This window comes from Salmonirosea aquatica (genome assembly GCF_009296315.1).
Classification (GTDB): Bacteria; Bacteroidota; Bacteroidia; order Cytophagales; family Spirosomataceae; genus Salmonirosea; species Salmonirosea aquatica.
The window spans coordinates 3,174,147-3,196,502 of the sequence record NZ_WHLY01000002.1; the positions used below are offsets into that span (position 1 = coordinate 3,174,147).

At 52.8% G+C, this 22,356-nt stretch carries 14 protein-coding genes; 4 read left to right on the plus strand and 10 right to left on the minus strand.

The annotated features are described in order from the left end of the window. Positions 1–46: 46 nt before the first annotated feature. Together GBK04_RS14465 and GBK04_RS14470 are read right to left on the minus strand one after the other, a co-directional pair. A complete protein-coding gene (locus GBK04_RS14465) occupies positions 47–949 on the minus strand; it encodes an alpha/beta fold hydrolase (protein ID WP_152760825.1) in 903 nt (300 codons plus the stop codon). Positions 950–1,059: 110 nt separating this feature from the next. Next, positions 1,060–2,004, minus strand: coding sequence for a fasciclin domain-containing protein (locus GBK04_RS14470; RefSeq protein WP_152760827.1), 945 nt, complete (start codon positions 2,002–2,004; stop codon positions 1,060–1,062). Positions 2,005–2,179: 175 nt separating this feature from the next. Here GBK04_RS14470 and GBK04_RS14475 point away from each other — a divergent pair, with 175 nt between their 5' ends. Further along, positions 2,180–2,758 carry a 3-keto-disaccharide hydrolase gene (locus GBK04_RS14475; RefSeq protein ID WP_152766112.1) on the plus strand — a complete coding sequence of 193 codons (579 nt, stop codon included), beginning with the start codon at positions 2,180–2,182 and terminating at the stop codon, positions 2,756–2,758. 106 nt (positions 2,759–2,864) lie between these two features. After that, a complete protein-coding gene (locus GBK04_RS14480; protein WP_152760829.1) occupies positions 2,865–5,891 on the plus strand; it encodes a ligand-binding sensor domain-containing protein in 3,027 nt (1,008 codons plus the stop codon). Here the strand turns inward: GBK04_RS14480 and GBK04_RS14485 are convergent. From GBK04_RS14485 to GBK04_RS14495, 3 genes are all read right to left on the minus strand, one after another. Continuing rightward, complete coding sequence (locus GBK04_RS14485; RefSeq protein ID WP_152760831.1) at positions 5,888–9,262, minus strand: VCBS repeat-containing protein; 3,375 nt, start codon at positions 9,260–9,262, stop codon at positions 5,888–5,890. The two genes, GBK04_RS14480 and GBK04_RS14485, sit on opposite strands and share 4 nt — an antisense overlap. 115 nt (positions 9,263–9,377) lie before the next feature. Beyond that, entirely contained in the window at positions 9,378–10,919 is a 1,542-nt protein-coding gene (locus GBK04_RS14490) for a RagB/SusD family nutrient uptake outer membrane protein (RefSeq protein WP_152760833.1), read from the minus strand. Between the two features lie 28 nt (positions 10,920–10,947). Continuing rightward, positions 10,948–14,049 carry a SusC/RagA family TonB-linked outer membrane protein gene (locus tag GBK04_RS14495; RefSeq protein WP_152760835.1) on the minus strand — a complete coding sequence of 1,034 codons (3,102 nt, stop codon included), beginning with the start codon at positions 14,047–14,049 and terminating at the stop codon, positions 10,948–10,950. 282 nt (positions 14,050–14,331) lie between these two features. Between GBK04_RS14495 and GBK04_RS14500 the strand changes: the two genes are divergently transcribed. Then, complete coding sequence (locus GBK04_RS14500; protein WP_152760837.1) at positions 14,332–15,039, plus strand: GntR family transcriptional regulator; 708 nt, start codon at positions 14,332–14,334, stop codon at positions 15,037–15,039. Between the two features lie 101 nt (positions 15,040–15,140). After that, positions 15,141–15,899, plus strand: a complete 759-nt coding sequence (deoC, locus tag GBK04_RS14505) for a deoxyribose-phosphate aldolase (protein ID WP_152760839.1) — start codon at positions 15,141–15,143, stop codon at positions 15,897–15,899. 39 nt (positions 15,900–15,938) lie between these two features. Here the strand turns inward: deoC and GBK04_RS14510 are convergent, their stop codons facing one another. From GBK04_RS14510 to GBK04_RS14530, 5 genes are all read right to left on the minus strand, one after another. Next, positions 15,939–16,778, minus strand: a complete 840-nt coding sequence (locus GBK04_RS14510; RefSeq protein WP_152760841.1) for a 1,4-dihydroxy-2-naphthoyl-CoA synthase — start codon at positions 16,776–16,778, stop codon at positions 15,939–15,941. Between the two features lie 24 nt (positions 16,779–16,802). Then, on the minus strand, positions 16,803–17,201 hold the full coding sequence (gene vapC / locus GBK04_RS14515; protein ID WP_152760843.1) for a type II toxin-antitoxin system tRNA(fMet)-specific endonuclease VapC: 399 nt from the start codon (positions 17,199–17,201) through the stop codon (positions 16,803–16,805). Beyond that, the gene (locus GBK04_RS14520) at positions 17,201–17,437 is read right to left on the minus strand and encodes an antitoxin (RefSeq protein WP_152760845.1); all 237 of its coding nucleotides are present in this window, start codon (positions 17,435–17,437) and stop codon (positions 17,201–17,203) included. The genes vapC and GBK04_RS14520 overlap by 1 nt, the downstream gene beginning before the upstream one ends. A gap of 170 nt (positions 17,438–17,607) precedes the next feature. Further along, positions 17,608–19,293 carry a RagB/SusD family nutrient uptake outer membrane protein gene (locus tag GBK04_RS14525; protein WP_152760847.1) on the minus strand — a complete coding sequence of 562 codons (1,686 nt, stop codon included), beginning with the start codon at positions 19,291–19,293 and terminating at the stop codon, positions 17,608–17,610. A 12-nt stretch (positions 19,294–19,305) separates the two neighbouring features. Next, positions 19,306–22,287 (minus strand): SusC/RagA family TonB-linked outer membrane protein, encoded by a 2,982-nt coding sequence (locus tag GBK04_RS14530; RefSeq protein ID WP_152760849.1) that lies wholly within the window; start codon positions 22,285–22,287, stop codon positions 19,306–19,308. Between the last annotated feature and the right edge of the window lie 69 nt (positions 22,288–22,356).

Sequence of the window (22,356 nt, forward strand, 5' to 3'; positions counted from 1 at the left end):
GCAAAAGACTCTGACCTAAGCTTATGACTCCCAGAATCGGCACCGTTTACTTCCCGGCCAGGTGCTCTAGTTTTGGTTTTCTGATCAATTCCAGCAGACTTTTCCGAATCAGCTCCGGGCGATCCCACATAAGTGTATGGCCTATTCCTTCTACCGGAATCAGCGTAAACGAGGCGGCGTTGATCAAATGCTTCTGGGCATATTCGGCATTGGAAAAATAAATAAGCTGATCGGCATTGCCGTGCAGCATAATGATTCGTGACCGAATGCGCTCCCAGCCGTCCTGAATATCTTCCAACGCTTTTTGGTGATGTAGCTTCTCATCGTTAGCTACCCGCAGAATAGTCGGGAAAAACCAGCCAAACCAAGGGGAGTCGATGACATAGCTAATGGGGTACGTATATTCCTGGCCGGGGGCCAGAGACGACGAAATGAAAAGAATGCCCGACACTACATCGGGATTGTCCATTGCCAGCTTGGCTACCACCGAGCCTCCGTACGAAGAAGCCGCCAGCACTACCTTGCGGCCTTGCCGGGCATAGTGATCGATAAGAGGCTGGAGAAAATGCGCCTGTTTTTTGACGGAAATCACAGACTGACCAAAATCAGAATAGCCGTAACCGGGGCGATCCACGCCCACGAGCATAGTATGGTTAGTAACTGAGGTATCGGAGTAAAGCGAACTGAAGAAGCTCAATGAACTCGGAGCGCCGTGCACCAGGATCGTGACCGGCAGACTGTCCTGTCCGAACTCTACGAATCGTACCGTGCGTTTCTCGACTTTGTAGCGATGAATTTTGATCGGCATGGATTTGGCGGTAAAAAGCGCCGTCAATTCGCTGTCGCTGGTGCGAAAATCGACCCGCTGCGCCATCCACCAGGAACCTATCAACGCAATAATCAGGATGCCCAGCACCCACCGCAACCAAATCCTCTTTTTACCTTTCATGTTTGCTACACTTCACTGTCCATTCAAACGCTTTGTACCTTCTTCAACATAAAAAGCGAGCCACGGGTTGCCGTGATTGGATTTTTATGTTGAAAAATCTTAGTGAATGGTTACGGCATCAGTACCCGGTCAATGATATGAATCACGCCGTTGGTCGCCAGCAGGTTGGTTTGGGTGAGCGTAGCGGGGGCCGTGTTTTTGTTGCCGGTGATTTTGACCCCGTTGTTCACATCCACTTTGATAGTCTTGGTGGATACGGTCGTCAGGGTACCACTGGTAAAATTGTTGGAGAAAATCCGTCCCGGCAGCACGTGGTACAGCAGAATATTCGCCAGCGTAGTCGGATCGGCGGCGTTGAACGAAGCCGTCGAAGTGAAGCCCGCCGCCATAAACGCCGCATTGGAAGGAGCCAGCAGCGTGTAGGTACTCAGGGGCGAGGACAGCGCGTTACCAAGGGTTGGGTTGGTCTGCGCGGCCCGGGTAGCCGCCGCCAGCAAAAAAGTAAGATCGCTATTGCTCTGAATAATTTCCAACAGAGATTTTGTAGGAGGCATCAGTAGCCGCTCCACCACATGGATAATGCCATTGTCGGCCTTCATGTTGGGTGTCGTGATGCGCACTCCGTTGATCAAAACACCGCCCGAGTTGCGCGTGATATAGGTAGGCTTCATCGCCAGATTCTGGTAGGAGGGGGTACCTTGAGCTTCCAGCTGATCCACCGTCAGGGCGGTACCGATGATGTGGTATTTGAGAATTTCGCGTATTTCGGCGGCAGGCCGCGCCGTAATGGCCGCCGCATCGGCAAAGCCCGACGCTTTAAAAGCCGCATCGTTGGGAGCAAAGAATGTCAAATCCTGCGTCTTGAGCGCATCGCTCATCCCGGCGTACCGAATAGCGGTACCCAGGATAGTGAAATCGGGACTATCGAACACCACATCCGTAATCGTCTTGGGATTGACGGGATCATCGTCCTTACACGCCCATCCTGCGCTTAGCAGGATTCCTGTCACCATTAGCTTGGTCAGGAATGGACCAATACTACGCACTTTTTTCATACCTTAGAGTGGTTTTTGTTGATAAATCCTCGTTAATAACGGAACTTTGGCAGGAGTAGTGTAACGTATTCCCACGCTTTGTTTTCCTAATCCAATAAATAAACGTATGCAGTTAAAAACACAAATTGTGCGCCTGTTTGCCGTAGCTCTGGTCTGTTTTATTACCGTAGCGGCTATGGTTCGGCCGGTGAATTCGCCCGAGGTACCCTCGGCCAAGAAAGCCATCAAACTATTCAATGGTAAAAACCTGAATGGCTGGGATATCAAGGGTACCGAAAAATGGTACGTCGACAACGGCGACTTGGTGTGTGAGAGCGGTCCCGACAAAGCGTATGGGTACCTAGCCACCGAAAAATTTTACAAAAACTTCGACCTGACGCTGGAATTCAAGCAGGAATCCAACGGCAACAGCGGGGTTTTCTTCCGCTCGACCTTTGAAGGTACCAAAGTAAGCGGCTGGCAGGTGGAAGTGGCTCCCCCCAATCACGATTCAGGTGGCGTGTATGAGTCGTACGGACGCGGCTGGCTCAAGCAGATTCCCGACGCCGAGGAGGGGTACCTCAAAATGGGCGAATGGAATACGATGCGCATCCGGGTCGAGGGCGGCCACGTACAGACTTGGCTCAATGGCCACGCGATGGTCGATTTTGAGGACGACAAAATTGCGGCGGGCGAAGGAGCCATCGCTTTGCAGATCCACGATGGCGGTGGCATCAAGGTACGCTGGCGCAAAATCATGCTGACGGAATTGTAGACCAGAAGCAATTAACTGTTCTGATGGCGAAATACCGATCCTCGCTACCTGAAAACAGGGAGATGTAGATCAATAACAAAGAATTGATTTATACTTACACTGTCCAATGACAACCCTCCTTTGTGGCTATGTGCGGCGTATTGGGCTGGTTGGATGCTGTTTGTTGGGGATAAGGCTGTTGGGCCAACCCATGCAGATCCAGCATCTGACGGTAAAGGACGGACTGTCTCAAAGCTCACCCTACCACATGCTCACCGATTCGCGGGGCTTTCTGTGGCTAGGCACGCAGGATGGGGTAAACCGCTACGACGGCCACCGCTTCCGGGTATACAAGCCCGATGTCCGCAATCCCCATTCGCTCCGGGGCGTCAACGTGGCCGGTATTGTGGAAGATAAGGAGGGGAATATCTGGGTGGGTACCGAACAGGGATTGAATCGCTACGACCGGGCCACCGATCGTTTCTCCCTGATCCGTACTTCTTCACGCAAACGCCGGGCATCGCCTTTTTATGCTACCGACCGCGAAATCTGGTTCTCATCGGAGGGGGAGGGCTTGCTGGTGTATAATTTTAAAACCCGGAAATTGCGGCGGGTGGGCAAGTACGCCTACATCAACCGCAACTTCGATTTTGTGGACTGGACGACTTGTACCCCGGCCGGGGATATCTGGATGCTGTACCCGAAAGGGATTGTCCGCTTCTCGATAAAAGAGCAAACCTACCACCAGTACTTTACCAACACACCTCAGAACGAATACGGTGAACCCTGCAATGTATATTCATTAGCGGTGGATAAGGAGGGGATTGCCTGGCTGGGCAGCGATCGGGGGCTGATCCGGTTCGACTACCGGCAGAAGCAACACCAGCTTTTTGATTGGACGTCCGGCAGCCGCACATTAGGTGTGGTGTTCAGTTTGGCGGAAGATTACCTCGGGCAGATCTGGATCGGTACCCAACGCAACGGGTTGTGGATTTTTGACAAAAAGCGGCACACGTTCCGGGAGGTACACTACCACGACAATTCTCCCGAAAGCTTCGAGAACTACGAGTTCTACCGCGTATACGTCGATAATTCGGGAATCATATGGGCCAATTCCGATCCCGACGGGCTGGTGAAGATCGTTCCCAATGCTTCGATGTTCGGATACTTTGGCCAGTCCAACCCAATCCATCCCGCCCGCAATCTGAGCGACCTTTCTATCCGCTGCATGGCCGAGGATGCCCAGGGGCGACTCTGGCTGGGTACCGAGGGAGGATTGGACGTATTTGACCGGCAGAAAGAACTCGTGGAAGAACGGTATTTTACCAACGAGGACAATATTCTGAAATACATCTTCCGCGACAGTAAGCAGCAGATGTGGGTGGGTACCTTTGGCGGTATTATGCGGTTCGATGCTGCCACCAAAAAATTCCAGACTTTCCTCTACAACCATGACCCCGACACGCGCCTCTATACCCGCAACATCCTTGAACTCCCCGATCACACTCTGCTGGTAGGTACGTCGCTGGGTATGTGGGTGTTCGATCCCGACCGGCGCACGTTTAGCCGGGTACCTTACCATACCGATCAGAATATTTATGCCACTTTCCTGGACAGACAGGGTACCCTGTGGCTGGGCTCGTACTTCGACCGCCTGTATGGCTACCGATTGCATGGGAAGCGCTGGCAAAAGACATTTGAAGGGTTCAAGGATTATAATATCAACGCCATCCGCGAAGATACCACGCGCGGTCGGCTTTGGATTGCCACAGAAAAAGGACTTCTGGCTTTCGACCGTACTGCGCGTACCTACCGCCTGTACGACGAGCGGGACGGACTGGCCAATTCGTACATGTACGGGGTCACCGTTGCTCCGGATGGCAATGTGTTCATGAGTACCAACCACGGCATTTCCAGCTTGGATACCAAAACGGGCCACATCCGTAATTTTGACCTTACGGATGGGCTGCAGGGCTATGAATTCAATGGAAACGCATTTTTTCAGGCATCATCGGGTGAGTGTTTTTTCGGCGGTGTAAAAGGCCTGAACTATTTTTATCCGCGCCAGTTCCGAACGCTCTCCTACCAGCCCCGGATCCATTTTTTTAACTTCAAAGTCAACGAAGAGCCGTACCAGTCGAGCCGCAATGTGGACGAAATGGACTACGTGACGCTGCCGCAAAGCCAGAATACGTTTTCGCTGGAATTCGCCTCCATTGATTTTTACAGCAATGGCAAGAATTCCTACAAGTACCTCCTTCAGGGTCAGGATCATGACTGGGTACAGGCCGGTGACCGCACTTACGTACGGTATGCCAACCTGGCGCCGGGTCGGTATGTGTTCAAGGTGAAATCGGCTAATCGGGACGGCGTGTGGAACGATACGGAGCGGGTGCTCAACCTGACTATAACTCCGCCTTTCTGGCGTACCTGGTGGTTTTCGGCTTTGTACCTGATCGTTATTGTGGCAGGTACCTTCGCGATGGCGCAGGGGCGTTTGAGAAGTATTAACCGGCGACAGAAACTGCGCCTGAAAATTGCGCTGGATGCGCAGGAACAGGAACGCAAAAACATCGCCCAGGATCTGCACGACGAGGTGGGCTCACGACTAGCTACCCTGAAACTGTACGTGTCGTCCCTGACGCGCTACCTGAAGGAGAGCGCCGAAGCCGACCGGTTAAAGAAGGAAGTGCTCGACATTATCCACATTTCGCTGGTGGATATCCGCCGCCTGCTGCGAGAACTCAGTCCCCGAACCCTGGAGCAGTATGGCTATGCGGCGGCCGTCGAAGAACTCGTGGACCGGATTAACGCCACGGACCAGGTACACGTGACATTTGAATGCCGGAAGCTTTCGGACCAACTTTCCAAAGCGCTGGAAACAGGTCTGTATCGAATTACGCAGGAATTGCTCAATAATACGCTCAAGCACGCCAACGCTACGGAAATTACTATCTCAGTGGTTCCATCGGGCCAGATGCTGTCGTTCTTTTATTCCGACAATGGCCAGGGCTTTTCTTACACCAAGGCCGCCAAAGGGCTGGGGATTCAGAACATCGAATCCAGGGTTTCGGTGCTGGGTGGAAAAATAGAATGGTTCTCGAAGCCGGGCGCAGGACTGGAGGTGACTCTTGATCTGCCGACTGACAGCTAGGGTACCCCTACCGGCACATCCTCGTCACTGACCAGGCGGTTGACCTTGACGCCCTGCGAATTAATGGCCGTGAGCAGCAGTAGCCCCTTCGGCGTATGAAGCAGGCGGGAGGTACGGGCGTCGCCCGTCAAATTCAGACCGCTCTGGGCGGCTGAGGCTGCTTTAAAATTCCCCCGGCCATCCCCAAGGAGCAGCAGGCCACGCGAGGCATCCTGCCGTCCCATGTGTACCTCGTTGGGAAAGAAATTTCCACTCAGCACCACATCCATATGTCCGTCGTGGTTAAAATCAAAAGGTACGATTCCGAAAACGGGCGCTTGTTGGGCGAGTCGGGGCAAGGCTTTTACAATGAATTTCCCGTTTCCTTCATTGACCAATAGGGTACTCTGCAGCGTAAAAGCTTCCGCTCGGAAGGCACCTTTTAACTCGTCATCCGAAAAGAGGTCCTGGTATGTTGCCTTAGCGTAGAGGCCGTAGCTCTGGTATTTCTTGCGGAATTGAATGATCTGCTGATTCAGGGCGTCGCGGGGAGGGGCCGGGTACAGCTTTTCACCCAGATAGTACCCCATAACAGGATCGAAGGTACCGTCGCCGTTGAAATCTTTACCAACCAGACTGATCGGTCGGGTGGGTGAGGCACTGTAAAATGTATTGAGTCCTTCGTTGCCCACTATGAAATCCGTATCGCCGTCGCCGTCCAGGTCGGCCGCCGCCAGGCAATTCCACCAGCCTTCGGTCTGTGCGAGTTGGGCGGTGGCGTAGGGCAGGAAGCCTCGCCCCTTATCGTTGACAAACATACGGATGGGCATCCACTCACCCACCATGACCAAGTCGGGGTAAGCGTCACCATTCAGATTGGCGGTCAGTACATCACATACCAGGCCGGGCTCAAAAACCGCCCGACCTGCCTGAGCAGATACGTCCGTGAAGGTACCCTTCGAGTCATTGCGTAGCAGATAGCTGCGGGCAGGCAGCGGGTAACGGCCCGGTACCTGACGGCCGGCCACGAACAGGTCCTGATCTCCATCCTGGTCGTAGTCGAAAGCCACGACCGACGACGCGCTGACTGCCATTTTAGGAATACTAGCGGGAGGTACCTTGGTGAATTTTCCTTTTCCGTCATTCAAAAAAAGCGTGGGCTGGTAGGCCCCTTCGGAGGTCAGGGGGCGCTCGTTACCGCCATATACCACAAACAAATCCTGATCGCCATCACCATCGGCGTCCAGAAATGTGGCGCCAGTCGTTTCATGGTCGGTGGAATCAGGAAAGGGTACCCCCCGGAAATCTCCGCCCGGCTTCTGCACGTAAAGGCGGGAGGCACTACCCCGGTACGAACCGCCGACGAAAAAATCGTCCAGGCCGTCGCCATTCACATCGCCCACCACGATGGGAAAGCCACTGCGGGAAAGCATTTTGTGCAGCGTGGCGGTTTGTTTGAAATCCACGAAGTCGGACTCCTGGTGCTGGTAGTCGATGCCCGGCGGAGCAACGTGCGTAAAAATGGGTCTTTCCTGCGTGTCAGCTTGGGAGTAAGGCCGGGCCTTCTGATAGTTTATAAGAACGGTTTGATCGGACCGCAGCCTATACAGCTTCTCGGCGGAGCCACCCGGCCATTGAATCAGTACCGAATCGACCAGGGTACCTTGGCCTAAACCAAAATGGAGCACGGGTTCGACCGACGAGGCATAGCCACGGACCACATAGTTTTCTACTTTCTGCGGTTGCCCTTTTACCCAAATCGTCACCTTCACGCCCAGGCCGCTGGGGTTAGTGGCAGGGCCCAGGGGTTTGAAAGTCAGGTAATGTTGATCCGGGTTTTCGTTGCTCCGGTTCTGAAAAATCGAGGCCTCCGAATCGATGTTGTTCACGATTAGGTCCAGATCTCCGTCCCGGTCCAGATCCGCCCAGGCCGCACCATTGGCGTAGGACGATTCATCGAGGCCCCAGGCTGCAGATACGTTTTTGAATGCATAGTCGGCCACATTGCGATACGCGTAATTCCTGAGCTTTATTTCGGGTACCTTGTTCAGCATTTCATCCCGTTTCTTCATCCGGGCTTCGTCCGAGCCGAAGAAGCTATATTCTTCGGCGTAGGTGATGAAGTCGCGGTCGGTGATGTTTTTGCGATAGCCATTGGTGATGAACACATCCTTGCGGCCGTCGTTGTCGAGGTCGACCAAGAGCGTGGCCCAGCTCCAATCGGTGCGGGCTATACCCGCGAGCAGCCCCATTTCGCTGAACTCCGGTACGCCCGTGGCGGGATCATTGCCCACATTGAGCTGTAAATTGTTGCGCATGTACTGCATCTGGTACTGGTAGCGGGGCGAAATGCTCATTTCCTTGCGATCGTAGTCCTGCCCGGCCAGCATCTGTTTCTGCCGGAAATTGTCCTCGGGAAGCATGTCCATTTGCAAGATATCGGTCTTGCCGTCGTTGGTGAGGTCGGCGGCGTCCACACCCATACCGTACAGGCTGGTGTGCGCAGTGGCGGTACTGATGACATTGCTAAAGGTACCATCCTGATTATTCAGGTACAGAATGTCGCTGCTGATGAAATCGTTGGAGCAGTATACATCGGGGTACCCGTCGTCGTTAAAATCTGAGACTACCACGCCCAGCCCCAGGCCTTCGTACCGGATACCCAACCGCTGTGACACATCATGGAAAGTGATTTGCCCGGCGGCGTTTTTTCCTACATTTTCAAAGAGCCGATCGGTCGAAGGGTAGGTACCATTGTTAATAGCGGGCCGCAGGTTGTTGGGGTTTTGCAGGTCGGGGGCGGTATTGAGTAAAAAAGCATCCAGATCGCCGTCAAGGTCGTAATCGAAGAAAGCGGTTTGGGTGGTGAAGCCCTCAAAGGCCAGGCCGTAACTTTCGGCTTCTTCTTTAAAAGTAGGTGTTTTAGTTTTTTGATTGATGAAAAGCAGATTACGCGAAAGGTCGGAAACCGGCGTTTTGGCCACGCTGATGTAGATGTCGTCCCAGCCATCCTGATTGATATCCACCACCGATACACCCGTGCACCAGCGGTTGGTAGTAACGCCCGCTGCTTCGGTCACGTCCCGGAACGTGAATGATTCACCGCTGCGGTTCCCTTCATTGATGTACAACCGCGAACTCACCTGATTGGCCGCAAAGAACAGGTCGGGTAGGGAGTCGTGGTTGAAGTCGCCCACTCCTACGCCGCCGCCATTATAAAAATTAGTGAGGGTAAAGGCGTTCAGGGAATCATTAGGGGTGATTTTGTTAATAAAATGTACTCCCGAATCGTCCGCATCTATTTTTTTAAACAGGGTAGCAGGCTCATTCCGACAGCCAACCAGACAGGCTGTAAGCACTGTGACCAGAAATTTTACGTGCACATTTAACATAGGTAACCGGAGAACTGAAACCTGACGGAACGTGGAATAATCGCGGATTTGAAATAAGGAAAACTCCCGCCGTCAAAAAAGGCAGCGGGAGTTTTTTACATACTTATTTTTTATATCAATAACCAGGGTTCTGGTCCTTCTGATCCAGGTTAGGGTTGTTGTCGATCTCGCTCTGGGGAATGGGCAGCAGTTCGTGTTTGCCTTTCTGGAAATAAGAAAGCGGATCAGTCGTGAACTTACCGTTTTTCCGCCAGCGAAGAATATCGAAATTACGTACCTGCTCAGCGGCCAGCTCCACATAGCGCTCATGCATGATAGCCGCCAGTACCTCGGCTTTGTTGCTCACCGGATAGTTTTTGGTAGGAAAAGGAGGCATATCCACTGACTTGCGGGCCCGTACCTGGTTCATCAAACTAATGGCCGCCGCCTGATTGCCCGCTTCGTTCTCGCACTCGGCCAGCATGAGCAGCACGTCGGCGTAGCGCATGATGCGCATGTTGATACCGCTCTGGACGAAGCCTTCAGCCGACTTGTACAGCACGGAATATTTGCGCCAGCTTACCTTTTGCTTCACCCCGTTTACGGTCGACGAATTACCTTGTACGATGTCTTCGGTCATGGTGTTTTTGCCTTCATTGAATTTGTCTCCCGTTTTCCAATAGGACATATCATAGCGGGGATCGTCCTTAGCATCGCCTTTGTACTTCATCTCGTAGGAGTTCAGTATTTTGTCAGAGGGAATCACATTGCGCCACCCAATGGCCGAATACTCCTGCGTCCGTACCGTTTCTTCCTGTAGGGCTGTACCATCGCTATCGCCGCCCCAGTTGTAGGCCCCACCCGAGGGCGCGTACACGACTTCCAGGATGGATTCTGCGTTGAACTCGCCTTCTTCATTGGTCAGGTCCAGGTAATTATCCACGATTTTGTACAGGCCCGACGCTACTACTTTCTGTAATTCGGTTTTAGCGCTGGCGTAGTCGCCCATTTGCAGGTACACCCGGGCCAGTAGGGTCTGCGCGGCCGCTTTGGTAGCCCGCCCCAATTCGGTAGCCGGGTAGGTGGCGGGTAGGCTTGGTTCGGCGGCTTTCAAATCGGCAATGGCCTGATCGTACACTTCTTTCTGGGTCGCGCGCCCCTTCGCGCCATCCACAGACTTTACAAATTCCGTATAGATAGGTACCCCGCCAAACAGGCTGCCCAGTTCGTAGTAAGCCCAGGCCCGCAGGAACTTGGCCTCACCCACCAGGCGATTGCGAATAGCGTCGGGAATGGACTTTACGGAAGGACCTTTTTCGATCACCACGTTGGCGCGGTGGATGGTACGGTACCAGCCCGTCCACTGGGCATTGACCAGGCTATTGCCCGTGTCATGCACACCGATGAGCAACTGGTTGCGGGGCGTTTCAAGCTGTCCGCCGCCGGAAGCCATTTCATCGCCCCGGAGGTCGTTCGTGAAAAACCACTCCCGCGACACCAGACTATTGGACTGGATCAGCGCATAGATGGAGTTCACTCCCGCCGTGAGTTCGGCTTCGTTGTTGAAGTAGGTATCGAAGGTCACTCCGTTGGGATTGACTTTGTTCAGGGAGTCTTCGTTGCAACTGATCGCAGTGGCAAGCGCCATGAAGCCAGCTAATACTAATACTTTTTTCATTTTGAGGTATTGTTTAATGAGTGATTGATCAAAAGCCCAGGTTCACACCCACCATCAGGGTGCGGGCCTGGGGATACTGGCCGTAGTCGATGCCGTTGGTGAGCAGGTTGCCGTACTTCGACGATACCTCGGGATCATATCCCGTATACTTTGTGAAGGTCAACAAATTGCTGCTCGATACGTAAATGCGCACCCGGCTCACCACATTATTGGTCAACTTGGTGAGGGTAGCCGTTGGGATGGTGTACCCAATGCTCAGATTCTTGAGGCGCAGGTAGGAGCCGTCTTCCAGGAAGCGGTCGGAGGTACGGGAGTTCTGGTTCGGATCGCCACTTACCGCACGCGGCACATCCGTGTCGGTGTTCTGAGGTGTCCAGGCATCCAGCACGTCGGTCGTGGCATTGAAAAGACGCAGCATACCCTGCCCAATCACCTTCGTGCCGTTATACACTTTATTGCCTTGCACACCCTGGAAGTACACTGTAAAATCGAAATTCTTATAGTTTCCGGTCCAGTTCAAGCCGTAGGAAAATTTGGGGATGTAGCTGCCCAGATAGGTACGGTCGTTGGGATCGATCTTGCCATCGCCGTTCAGGTCGCGGAAACGAATATCTCCCGCCGTGGTTGTCTCATTTTGGTAGTACCCTCCTGGTCCGGCCAGGGCATTAGCGGATTTCACCTCTTCCTCACTCTGGAAGATTCCGTCCACCACCCAGCCGTAGAACGACTGAATGGGGTGTCCGGCTTCGGTGCGCGTGATGTCAAAGCCACCGAAATCACCATTTTGGCCCGCATAGATGGTGGCCGAAGGCGTCGCCAGGCTCAATACCTTATTGCGCGTTACGTCGAACGTACCCGTCAGGTTCCAGTTGAAATCGCGGCCCGAGTGCGCGTAGCCGGCGGTAAGTTCAAAACCATGGTTTTTCATGCTACCCACGTTAGCCAGAGGACTTTCCGAGTAGCCGATCGAAGTGGATAGAGGTACACTCAGGAGCAGCCCGTCGGTTTGGCGTACGTAATATTCGGATGAAAGATTGATTTTGTTGTTTAACAGAGAGACGTCCAGCCCCACGTTGGTCATTGTCGTGACCTCCCAGCTCAGATCACTGTTACCCAGCTTATTGAAGTAGGAGCCCAGTTGCTTGTTGTTGCCAAACGGATAGATCGTGTTGTTAGCCTGCACGAGGGGTTGCCATTCGTAGTCGCCGATGGAGTTGTAGCCCGTTTGGCCGATGCTTCCCCGCAGTTTCAATTCTGAAACCAGATTCACCGACTTCATGAAATTCTCCTCGCTGATCCGCCAGCCCGCCGATACAGCCGGGAAGGTACCCCATTTGCGGCCGGGAGCAAACTTGGAAGAGCCGTCCCGCCGGACGGAAGCGCCCAGCAGGTACTTACCGGCAAATTCGTAATTCAGGCGGCCTACGTAGGATATCAGGGAATTTTCGGAGCGAGATGAAGAACCATTGGGGTTGGAGACGCCCTGAATGACCTGAATGTTGTTGTCGGGTCTTACGCCCGAGGCACTGAGGCCGAAGTACCTTGAGTTCTGCTGCTCAGCTACACCCAGCACATTGACATAGTGCTTGCCGAAGGTTTTTTCGAAGGTAAGGGCATTGGTGAATACCGTCGAGAAATTCTGGTTGCGGTTTTCCTCCACTGTTGCGTTGGCCCGGGAACGATTCCCGTCGTTGTAGATGGGTAGGAAACCATTGTAACGCGTGGTAGAAAAGTCCGTTCCGGCGGTGAATTTGTACCGCAGCCAGTCGGTGAAGCGTATCTCGGCAAAGATGGTACCGATCAGCTTGAAGGCGTTATTGACCCGGAACTGCTGTTCTTGCTCAGCGACACGCAATGGATTCTCGGGGTCGGTGGCGTCGAGGCCCTGGGCGGTGGTGCTGAAGCCCCCGAGTTTGGTCGGGTCACGCTCGGGCCAGTAAGGTACCATGCGCATGATGTTCATCACCAGGCTGCGCCCGCCACCATCCTGCTCGGCCGTCCGGCTATCGGTAGCGGCCATCAGCGTCTGCCCGATGGTCAGGAATTTCTTTATCTTATGGTCGGAGTTGATGCGGAAGCTATACCGGTTGTAATTGGTGTAGGGCAAAATCCCCTTCTGGTCGAAGTACCCTACCGAGGTGTAAAAACGGGAGGTAGCCGTACCTCCCGATACTGACAACTGGTTGTCAGTGATGGGGGCGTTCCGAAACATAGCTCCCTGCCAATCGGTATCCGTCTGGGCGAACGTGGTAGGGGCACCTTCGTACACGGGTGTGTTGAGGGCGGCAAAACGGCCGGGAACCGGCTGCCCCGAAGCGGTCAGCAGCGCGCTGCCATACTGGATGTACTGGTCACGGTTGAGGAGGTCCAGCGTGCGCCAGGCCGACTGGGTACCTACGTACGAGTCCACATTGATATTCAGTTTGCCGGGGGTACCTTTCTTGGTCGTAATGAGGATAACGCCGTTGGCTGCCCGCGAGCCATAAATGGCCGCTGCACTGGCATCTTTCAGGACTTCCAGCGATTCAATGTCCTTGGGGTCAATGTTATTGAGACCGCCCGCAGGTACCCCGTCGATCACATATAACGGGTTGGGATTCAGGCTGATTGAACCTACCCCGCGGACCCGCACCACGGGTTCGGTACCCGGGCTGCTGTTGTTGGTCACGGATACTCCGGGTACCCTTCCCTGCAAGGCCTGCGTCACGCTCACTACGGGCAGGGCTTTCAAATCTTTGGGTGTAACGGATGACACCGCTCCCGTCAGGGAAGATTTTTTCTGGGTACCGTAGCCCACCACCACCAATTCGCCCAATGCCTCTTCGGTAGCTTCCAGTTTCAGACTGATACTGGACTGATTGTTAATGGCGACTTCAATGGTCTTATAGCCAATATAGCTAAAAACCAAGACATTGGCGTTATTGGGTACATTGAGCGAGTACTCGCCCTGGGTGTTGGTGGTCGTACCCAGCTTCGTGCCTTTTGCCACCACACTTACCCCGGGAAGGGGGGTAGCTGAGTCGTCGGTGATAGTACCGCTAACGGTTCGATCCTGGCTGTACGTGACCAGGCTGATCAGCATGAGGAGCCCTAGCAGCCCATGCCGGAAATAAGTAAGTGTTTTCATCATAAGTAATGGTTTGCATTAAAGGTAAAATTGAATAATAGGAATAGTTTACTGTAATATATGCAGATACATAAATCGAAAGCAGCGAGGTATTGGACTTTACTTGTCTTTTTTACAATTAAATTTTTTTAAAATATAAAGTGTTGTTTCAGAGCCCATAGAGGTCTTTTTTACAGATACGCGGAAGGTGATTTGGCGGTAAAAGTTGAATTTTTACACGTAGGGTCTTGTGTATACAAGATCTGCCGATATCTTAGCGTAACTAAATACAAATGCATCCTTACGATGGAAACCGCCCACTACCAAAAATTGTACGCTCTGTTGAAAAGCCAGATTCAGGTAGGGCGTTTTAAAGAGGGGGACCTGTTGCCTTCGGAAAACGATCTGAGCGCAAGCCACAAGATTGCCCGCATGACTGTGCGCCGGGCCTTGATGGAACTTGCCAACGAAGGCTATATCAAGAAGATAAAAGGTAAAGGCAGCGTCGTCAGTGCCACCCGTAAGTCGCTGGGTTTGCTCTCGTTCAAAGGCTTTTCGGAAGTGGTGGGAACCGAGTACCAGGCCACAACCATGATGCTGCGGCTACCCGAAGCAGTGGTCTGGCCGGAGCGGTTTTTTTATAAACTGGCACGCCAGGAAGAGGCGGTGGGTTGTGTCACTTTCGAAAGGGTGCGCTTTGTGGACCAGGATCCCGTCATGCTCGAATACAGCTACCTGCCCAATGTGGGTATCGAAGGTTTCTGCCAACAGGGCCTTTTGGATGGTTCACTTTTTAAGACACTCAGTGTACGTTATCATATTGATATTGTCAGCTTCGAACAGGATATCCGTGCCGTTGGAGCGGATGAAAGGATTGCGCAACATTTCAATGTAAAACCCCTAACGCCGCTCGTGCAGATTTACCGCCGCTATCATACCAATGTTCCTAATTATCAGGTATACAGCCTTATCTATTGCAATACCGAGAAGTACACCATCAGTAATTATCAGTAAAGAGAGGGTCAATGGTTAACAGTTAAGGGCGAAACGGTCCTTTCTGCTTCGCCAAGTTCCTTTTACCATTGACCATTACCCTTTAACCCCATTCCAAAACTATGAACCTCGTCCATGAACTTGCCAAAATGATCGACCATTCGTTGTTGCACCCCACGATGACCGACGCCGAACTCCGGAAGGGCTGTGACATTTCCCGACAGTACAACGTGGCTTCCGTATGCATCAAGCCCTATGCCGTGGCAGAGGCTGTGGAATGGCTGCGCGATTCGGAGGTACGGGTAGGTACCGTCATTGGTTTTCCACACGGGAATAGCGCTGTGGGTATTAAAGTAGCCGAGACCCTACAGGCTTGCCGCGACGGTGCCACTGAAATCGACATGGTAGTGAACATCGGGAAAGTATTGCAAGAGGACTGGGACTATGTACGCGACGAGATCAAAGCCGTGACCGAAGCTACCCATGCCCATGGTGGACTTGTGAAAGTGATTTTTGAGAATGATTATTTGACTGAGGATACCCATAAAATCCGCCTGTGTGAAATTTGCAGCGAGCTGGGTGCCGACTTCGTTAAAACTTCCACGGGTTATGGGTTTGTCAAAGGCGAGGACAGTCGCTATGGGTACCTGGGTGCCACCGAACATGACCTGAAGCTGATGCGTCACCACAGTGCGCCAAGTGTACAAGTGAAAGCAGCCGGAGGGGTACGTACCCTGGACGATTTACTGAAAGTCCGTGAGTGGGGAGTGACCCGCGTCGGGGCCACGGCTACGGTGGCGATAATCGAAGAGGCAAAACGCCGCTATACCAACGATTTTACGCAGGGTACCCTTGCAACGGACGACACACCGGGTTACTGATTACCCGTGCCACAATTTTAAACCGTAGCACGGGTAAGATCATGAATGCTTCGGAAACTGGTCGAAATCGGGTTTTCTTTTTTCTAAGAATGCATCGCGGCCTTCGCGCGCTTCGTCGGTCATGTAGCCGAGACGGGTAGCTTCGCCGGCAAATATCTGCTGCCCCACCATGCCGTCGTCCACCAGATTGAAGGCGAATTTCAGCATGCGGATTGCCATCGGACTTTTCTCCAGAATCTCCTGCGCCCATTGATAGGCAGTGGCCTCAAGTTCGTCGTGCGGTACCACCGCATTGACCATGCCCATGTCAAAGGCTTCCTGCGCCGAGTAACTACGGCCCAGAAAGAAAATTTCGCGCGCCCGCTTCTGTCCGATTTGCCGGGCCAGGTAGGCTGAGCCGTAGCCCGCGTCGTAACTGGCCACGTTGGCATCGGTTTGCTTGAAAATAGCGTGTTCCTTGCTGGCCAATGTCAGGTCGCATACTACGTGCAGGCTGTGCCCGCCGCCCACGGCCCAGCCCGGTACCACGGCAATGACGGGCTTAGTCATGAAGCGAATTTGCCGCTGTACTTCCAGAATATTCAGGCGGTCGAGGCCATCGTTGCCTTTGTAGCCCGCTTTGTCGCGGAAGCGCTGGTCGCCGCCCGAACAAAACGAGTACACGCCGTCTTTGGCCGGGCCTTCGCCCGAAAGCAGCACCACACCGATGGTACCATCATTGCGGGCGTCTTCGAAGGCATCCAGTAGTTCAAACACAGTGCCGGGCCGGAACGCATTGCGCACATCAGGGCGGTTGAAGGCGATGCGAGCTACCCCGTTATACTTCCGGTAGGTAATATCTTCGTATTCTTTGGCGGTTTGCCAGTCAGGAACTTGCATTTTCGTCAGAGTCAGCTTTTTATTTTACACCCAATTCTCGATTTTCAATCCTTCAACCCGATTGAATTCTTTTTCATTATTGGTTACCAGCGTTATTCCTAAGCTTTTCGCATGGGCAGCAATTAAGGTATCTAATGATCCAATAGGTGTACCTTTCCTCTCTAAATCGAATCTTATTTCACCATAAGCCATCGCAGCATTGCTTCCAAAGTCAACTATTTCAAGGGGAAGCAAAAACTGAAAAAGTGCCGACTGGTTTTTTTCTGGTTGAGAACTTTTATGTACCCCAAAAACCAATTCGGCTAAAGTAATCGATGATAATCCGACGCTCCCGAGTGGTAGCTGTCGAAATTTTTCAAAAACTTGAAGCGGCTTTTTCTTGATAATATAAATGCAGATGTTGGTATCGAGCATGTATTCCATCAATCGAAGTTTTCCCTCTGCTGAACAGCAGGCTGTCCTCTATCGTCCATGAAGTCGCGAGTGAATTCGCTAACGCTATTCTCAAGATTTTCCCAAGGCTTATGGAAAGGGATTACAAACAAAGCATTGCCCACTTTCTTGATATATACCTTGTCGTCATCGATTTTGAAATCTTCGGGAATTTTAAGGGATTGGTAACCCGCACTTTCGAGAATGTCTGTAGTCTCAAACGCCATAATCGCTAATCGCTTTTTTCTTCAAATTTATAATTATTTTTCCAGACAGTACTTGATCATTAAAATACCATGCAAACTAATCAGGTGGAATAAACAAAAAGGTACGTTGCGATTTCAGTTTTCATTCGAAAACTGAAATCGCAACGTACCTTCATTACCCGATCATTCGGCTAATAGCTGTCGTTCTGCTTAAGGTACCCCGGTAGGTTGGAAGCGCCGTCGATAGCGGTTTGGGGGATCGGGAAAATACGCTTCTTCGGGTCTTTGTTGGATTTTTCCGTCCAGCTGTCTTCGTACTTGCCGAAGCGGATCATATCGGTACGGCGGAGCATTTCCCAGTAAAACTCAAAACCCCGCTCGCGGTACAGCAGATCCAGATTCATGGTCGTCAGGGCTGGGGGTGGGGTACCCCGTGCGGTGCGGGCGGCACGGACGGTATTCACGTCGGCCAGAGCGGCCGCTTCTCCACCGCCTTTGCGCAGTTTGGCTTCGGCCCGCATCAGGTAGGCATCCGCCAGGCGCACGATGATGAGGTCGGCCTCGCCGAAGTTACGCCCGCTCGTCGACTTCTTGCTGAACTCGTACTTCTCTACCCGATACCCCGTATTGTAGTTGCTTCCTTCCACGGTAAAATCGATTTTTTCCGTAAAATTCACCGCCAGGGTAGGTTTGTTACGCGTATCGTGAAACAGCTTGCCTACTTTCATTTTGCCGTCGGGACATTTCAAAAAGGCTCCATTGACACGCAACAGACCGTACTGCTGGCCGCGCAGAATACCCCGGTTGATGTTGAAATTGTCCGCTGCTACGCACGAATCGGCGGGATTGGAATAGATGGAAAGGTTCTGTTTGTAGAAACGCGGGTCTATCGACGGGTCCTGGGAGCCGTAAGCCTTGGCCCAGGTCTGATAAAAATCGGACGTAATGCCGGGTCCGTCGGTACCATTAGCCGCGGGGTAGGCAGGTAACGGAAACTGATCGCCTGAGAGCGAGAAGTACGACATACGGTTGTGGCCGTTCAGGTCGGCCCGCTGGTCCACGGCAAATACTAGCTCCTTGTTGGTGTGGTTGTCCATATCGAAGATGGAGAAGTACTCGTTCGCCAGGCTGTACTGCCCCGACGAAACGATCTTGTCGCAGTATTCTACCACTTTGTCCATTTCTTCCGGTTTGAACGCCGGGGTACCATAAGGATCGCGATACACGGCGGCATTTAGGTACAGCCGCGCCAGCAAGCCCCAGACCGCGCCTTTGGAAATTCGACCCGGCCCTACGTTAGCCTGCACGTCGGGTTCGACGGCCAGCAGTTCGTTCTTAATAAATTCGACGGCCTCTTCTCCGCGCAAAATTTTGGAATTGGTACCTAGATCGTCTTTCACAAACACCAGCCCCCACATATCCAGCGTCAGCATGGAGTAGTAGGCCCGCAGCCCACGAGCTTCGGCGAGGTAGGTTTTGGTGATAGGGTCATTCAGGGTCGGCAGCGCGTTGAGCGCCGTGATCGTCCGCGAAACGCCTTGCAGAATCAGGTTCCAGGTGTTGCGGATATTCGGATCGGTGCTGGTGTAGGTATGCTGGTGCATGGCCAGGTAAATGCCGTTATCGCCCCAATCGGTGCCGCCCCGGTAAGGTAGGATGGCCTCGTCGGTGGAAATTTCCTGTAAAGCAAAATAATTGGTGTGCGTGAAAATATTGGGTAGCAGGGCGTAGGCAGGTACCAGAATGCCATCAGCCGCCTGCCGGTCCGAAAGTCCGCTGGCCGAGGTTTCGTCCAGAATGTTCTCTTCCAGGTTGGTACAACCGAAGAAAACCAAAAAGCTCGCGAAAGCAAGGGTGCTATATAGTTTCTTATTCATGATTCTTTTTTGTTAAAACGTCACATTAAGTCCGAATACAAACGTCTTGGCCTTGGGGTAGCTGAGGTAGTCCACGCCGTAGGAAGAGACTCCGTTGATCTGGCGGTCGTTGTTGACTTCGGGATCGTAGCCGTTGTACTTCGTGATCAGGAACAGATTCTGACCCGTAGCCGAAAGCCGGATACCTGAAATCCAGCGGTCGATGCCCAGGGACTTGGTGTTAAATGAGTAGCCCAGCGACATATTGTTCAGCCGGAAATACGCCCCGCTCTTAAGGTACCTCGACGAAACCGGCGCTGAATTGTTGATGGATTCCTCAGTCGCTTCGATGGCCTCGGGGATCACATTCTGGCCCTTAGACAATTTATTTTTGTAAAAATAAGAGTTGGCCGTGTTGTCGTACACCTTGTTGCCCGTCACGCCATTGAAATTGAAGGACAAATCGAAGCCTTTGTGCGATACGCCTCCATTGATGTTGTATTGCCGGGTGGGAAGCGCAGTACCTAGAGTCACACGGTCTTTGTCGGTGACGATGCCGTCGCCATCGGTGTCGCGGAAGGTACTGATGCCTTTATCATCGAAACCCGTGAATTCTTTCAGGTAGAAGGTACCGATCGGCTGCCCGTTGATGTAGCCGTTGATCGTGGCCGAAGTCAGACCTGAACCCTGCGCCGACCCGGAAGGAATGACCGAGTAGGGCGAACCTTCGACGTTGTTGCTGATAAAAGTAATGTTGCCGCCGATATTGGCCCGCAGGCCGTTGCCCGCTGTGTAGCGGTAGTTCAGGTCTAGTTCCAGGCCGCGGTTCGTGATCGTCATGTCCGGCACGTTGGTCCAGAACGTGTTGGCGGGTTGCACGGGATCGGCGGGGATCACTTCGAGCAGGATATTATTCGAGACTTTGTTGAAATAGTCGATGCTACCCGACAGCGCGTTGCTGAACAGCGCAAAATCAAGCCCCACATCCGTTTGTTTGGAAACCTCCCATTGAATATTGGGGTTGGCTAGTCGGGTGTAGGATGTCCCCGGCACATACGGGTCCGTGTCGTTCAGCGGGTAGCTGGTGGTACCGGAAACCTGCGACGTGAATAAGGCCTGCGTGATTTTGGAAGGAATTTCCTGGTTGCCCGTCTGGCCGTAACCCGCCCGTAATTTCAGGTCGTTGAAAGGCGACGATTTCATGAACTCTTCTTCCGAAAGCCGCCAGCCTACCGATGCCGACGGGAAAACCCCGTACTTATTGTTGGCTCCGAACTTGGACGAACCGTCGGCCCGCACAGTGGCCGTCAGCAGGTATTTGTCTTTGAATTGATAATTGACGCGCCCGAAAAAGGACTGCAATTCATTTTCGGTGGCAAAGCCCGTCGGACGATTCTGGGCGAAAGTCAATTCCTGGCCCAGGCCGGGGTTATAAATGGGTTCGATACTGGAAATCGGGAATTTGTTGACGCTCGAACTACGGCTTTGGATAAAAAACTTCTGGTACGAGTGGCCCACCAACCCTGTGAAGCTGTGATTTTCTTTATTCAGCGTGTAAGTCACGTAGTTCTCGATCAGGGTGTTCCGGTTGACTGCGTTGATCGTTTCAAGCCGTCCATCCTGCTGCGGTATGGCATTGGCCAGTGACTGCAAGTCACGCACCGAGTTGGAGTTATCCACCCCGAAATTCAACTTATAGACCAGCCCTTCGATAATCCTGAACGAAGGCGTGATGTTAGCTACTACACGGTTGGTGGTCGTGATGTCTTTTTCCAGACCCAAGGGAATCAGCGGGTTATTTCCATTCTGCGTCTGGAAGAGCTTACCGTCCTTATAGGCAGGGTAGGTAGGATTGGACGAAATGGCACCGCCGATCATACTGCCGATGGGCGGGCGGTTGTTGTTGACGTAGGAGGCGTTTAAGTTTACGTCCACGCTCAGGCGATCATCGGGCAGAAATTTCTGGGTTACGTTGATACGGCCCGTATAGCGTTTCAAGTCGCTTTTTTTCAGGATACCTTGCTGATTCTGTACGCCCAGTGAAGCGTAATAAGACAGCTTATCGGCTCCGCCGCCGAACGACAGGTTGTGGTTTTGGGTATAGGCCGTGCGGGTGATTTCCTTCTGCCAATCGGTATTGGCGCCCAGGTCTTCCAGGGTACCCCCTACGGCGGGTACTTGCTTGCGGTACTCGTCGGCGGAGTAAACCGCCAGCGGACGCGCCAGATTCGAAATGCCCAGACTGGTCGAGAAAGTCAGGCTCGAGACACCTGCCTTACCTTTTTTGGTGGTGATCAGTATTACACCATTGGCACCCCGCGAACCGTAGATGGCCGTAGCCGAGGCATCCTTAAGTACGTCGATAGACTCGATGTCCTGGGGGTTGAGGAACGTCAGGGGGTTCGTGGCTCCGCCCGTGCCGGAATTGTCCAGCGCCAGGCCATCCAGTACGAACAGCGGCGTACTACCTGTCCGCACGCCGCCCGGTCCGCGGATCGTGATGGATTGTGATCCGCCGGGCTCGCCGCTGGCCGAGGTAACATTCACCCCCGCTACTTTTCCCTGCAAAAGTTGCTCCGGTGAATTGATGATTCCCTTGTTGAATTCGGTACTCTGCAACGATTTGACCGAGCCCGTCATGTCTTTCTTGGTGGTGGTACCATAACCAATGACTACCACCTGGCTCAGGTCCGAAGCTTCCGATTTTAGCTCTACATTGATCGTGCTGCGCCCATTGACAGGTACCTCCTGCTTTTCGAAGCCAATAAAGCCAAACACCAACACTGAATTGGCGTCGGTGGTCGTAATCGTGTAGTTGCCGTTGGCATCGGTGTTGGTACCACGTTGGGTACCTTTTACTACCACACTACATCCCACGAGCGCATCCTGGGTGGTGGCGTCGGTTACCCGGCCTGTGACGGTAGTTTGTGCCTGGACCTGTGCTGCCCACAGCAGCGCGAGAGCCAGGCCGAGTAAGCTTTTAAGTGGGGGAGGAAAAAAGGAAAAGTGCTTCATAGAAACTGGTTTTTAGAGTGCTAAAAGAATAAACTGCAAAAATGAGAATTTTAAGAAAGGCGTGGGCGC

Coding starts and splice junctions, on each gene's coding strand:
- GBK04_RS14465 (WP_152760825.1), bottom strand. CDS start 949: ATGAAAGGTAAAAAGAGGATTTGGTTGCGGTGGGTGCTGGGCATCCTG.
- GBK04_RS14470 (WP_152760827.1), bottom strand. CDS start 2,004: ATGAAAAAAGTGCGTAGTATTGGTCCATTCCTGACCAAGCTAATGGTG.
- GBK04_RS14475 (WP_152766112.1), top strand. CDS start 2,180: ATGGTTCGGCCGGTGAATTCGCCCGAGGTACCCTCGGCCAAGAAAGCC.
- GBK04_RS14480 (WP_152760829.1), top strand. CDS start 2,865: ATGACAACCCTCCTTTGTGGCTATGTGCGGCGTATTGGGCTGGTTGGA.
- GBK04_RS14485 (WP_152760831.1), bottom strand. CDS start 9,262: ATGTTAAATGTGCACGTAAAATTTCTGGTCACAGTGCTTACAGCCTGT.
- GBK04_RS14490 (WP_152760833.1), bottom strand. CDS start 10,919: ATGAAAAAAGTATTAGTATTAGCTGGCTTCATGGCGCTTGCCACTGCG.
- GBK04_RS14495 (WP_152760835.1), bottom strand. CDS start 14,049: ATGATGAAAACACTTACTTATTTCCGGCATGGGCTGCTAGGGCTCCTC.
- GBK04_RS14500 (WP_152760837.1), top strand. CDS start 14,332: ATGGAAACCGCCCACTACCAAAAATTGTACGCTCTGTTGAAAAGCCAG.
- deoC (WP_152760839.1), top strand. CDS start 15,141: ATGAACCTCGTCCATGAACTTGCCAAAATGATCGACCATTCGTTGTTG.
- GBK04_RS14510 (WP_152760841.1), bottom strand. CDS start 16,778: ATGCAAGTTCCTGACTGGCAAACCGCCAAAGAATACGAAGATATTACC.
- vapC (WP_152760843.1), bottom strand. CDS start 17,201: ATGGAATACATGCTCGATACCAACATCTGCATTTATATTATCAAGAAA.
- GBK04_RS14520 (WP_152760845.1), bottom strand. CDS start 17,437: ATGGCGTTTGAGACTACAGACATTCTCGAAAGTGCGGGTTACCAATCC.
- GBK04_RS14525 (WP_152760847.1), bottom strand. CDS start 19,293: ATGAATAAGAAACTATATAGCACCCTTGCTTTCGCGAGCTTTTTGGTT.
- GBK04_RS14530 (WP_152760849.1), bottom strand. CDS start 22,287: ATGAAGCACTTTTCCTTTTTTCCTCCCCCACTTAAAAGCTTACTCGGC.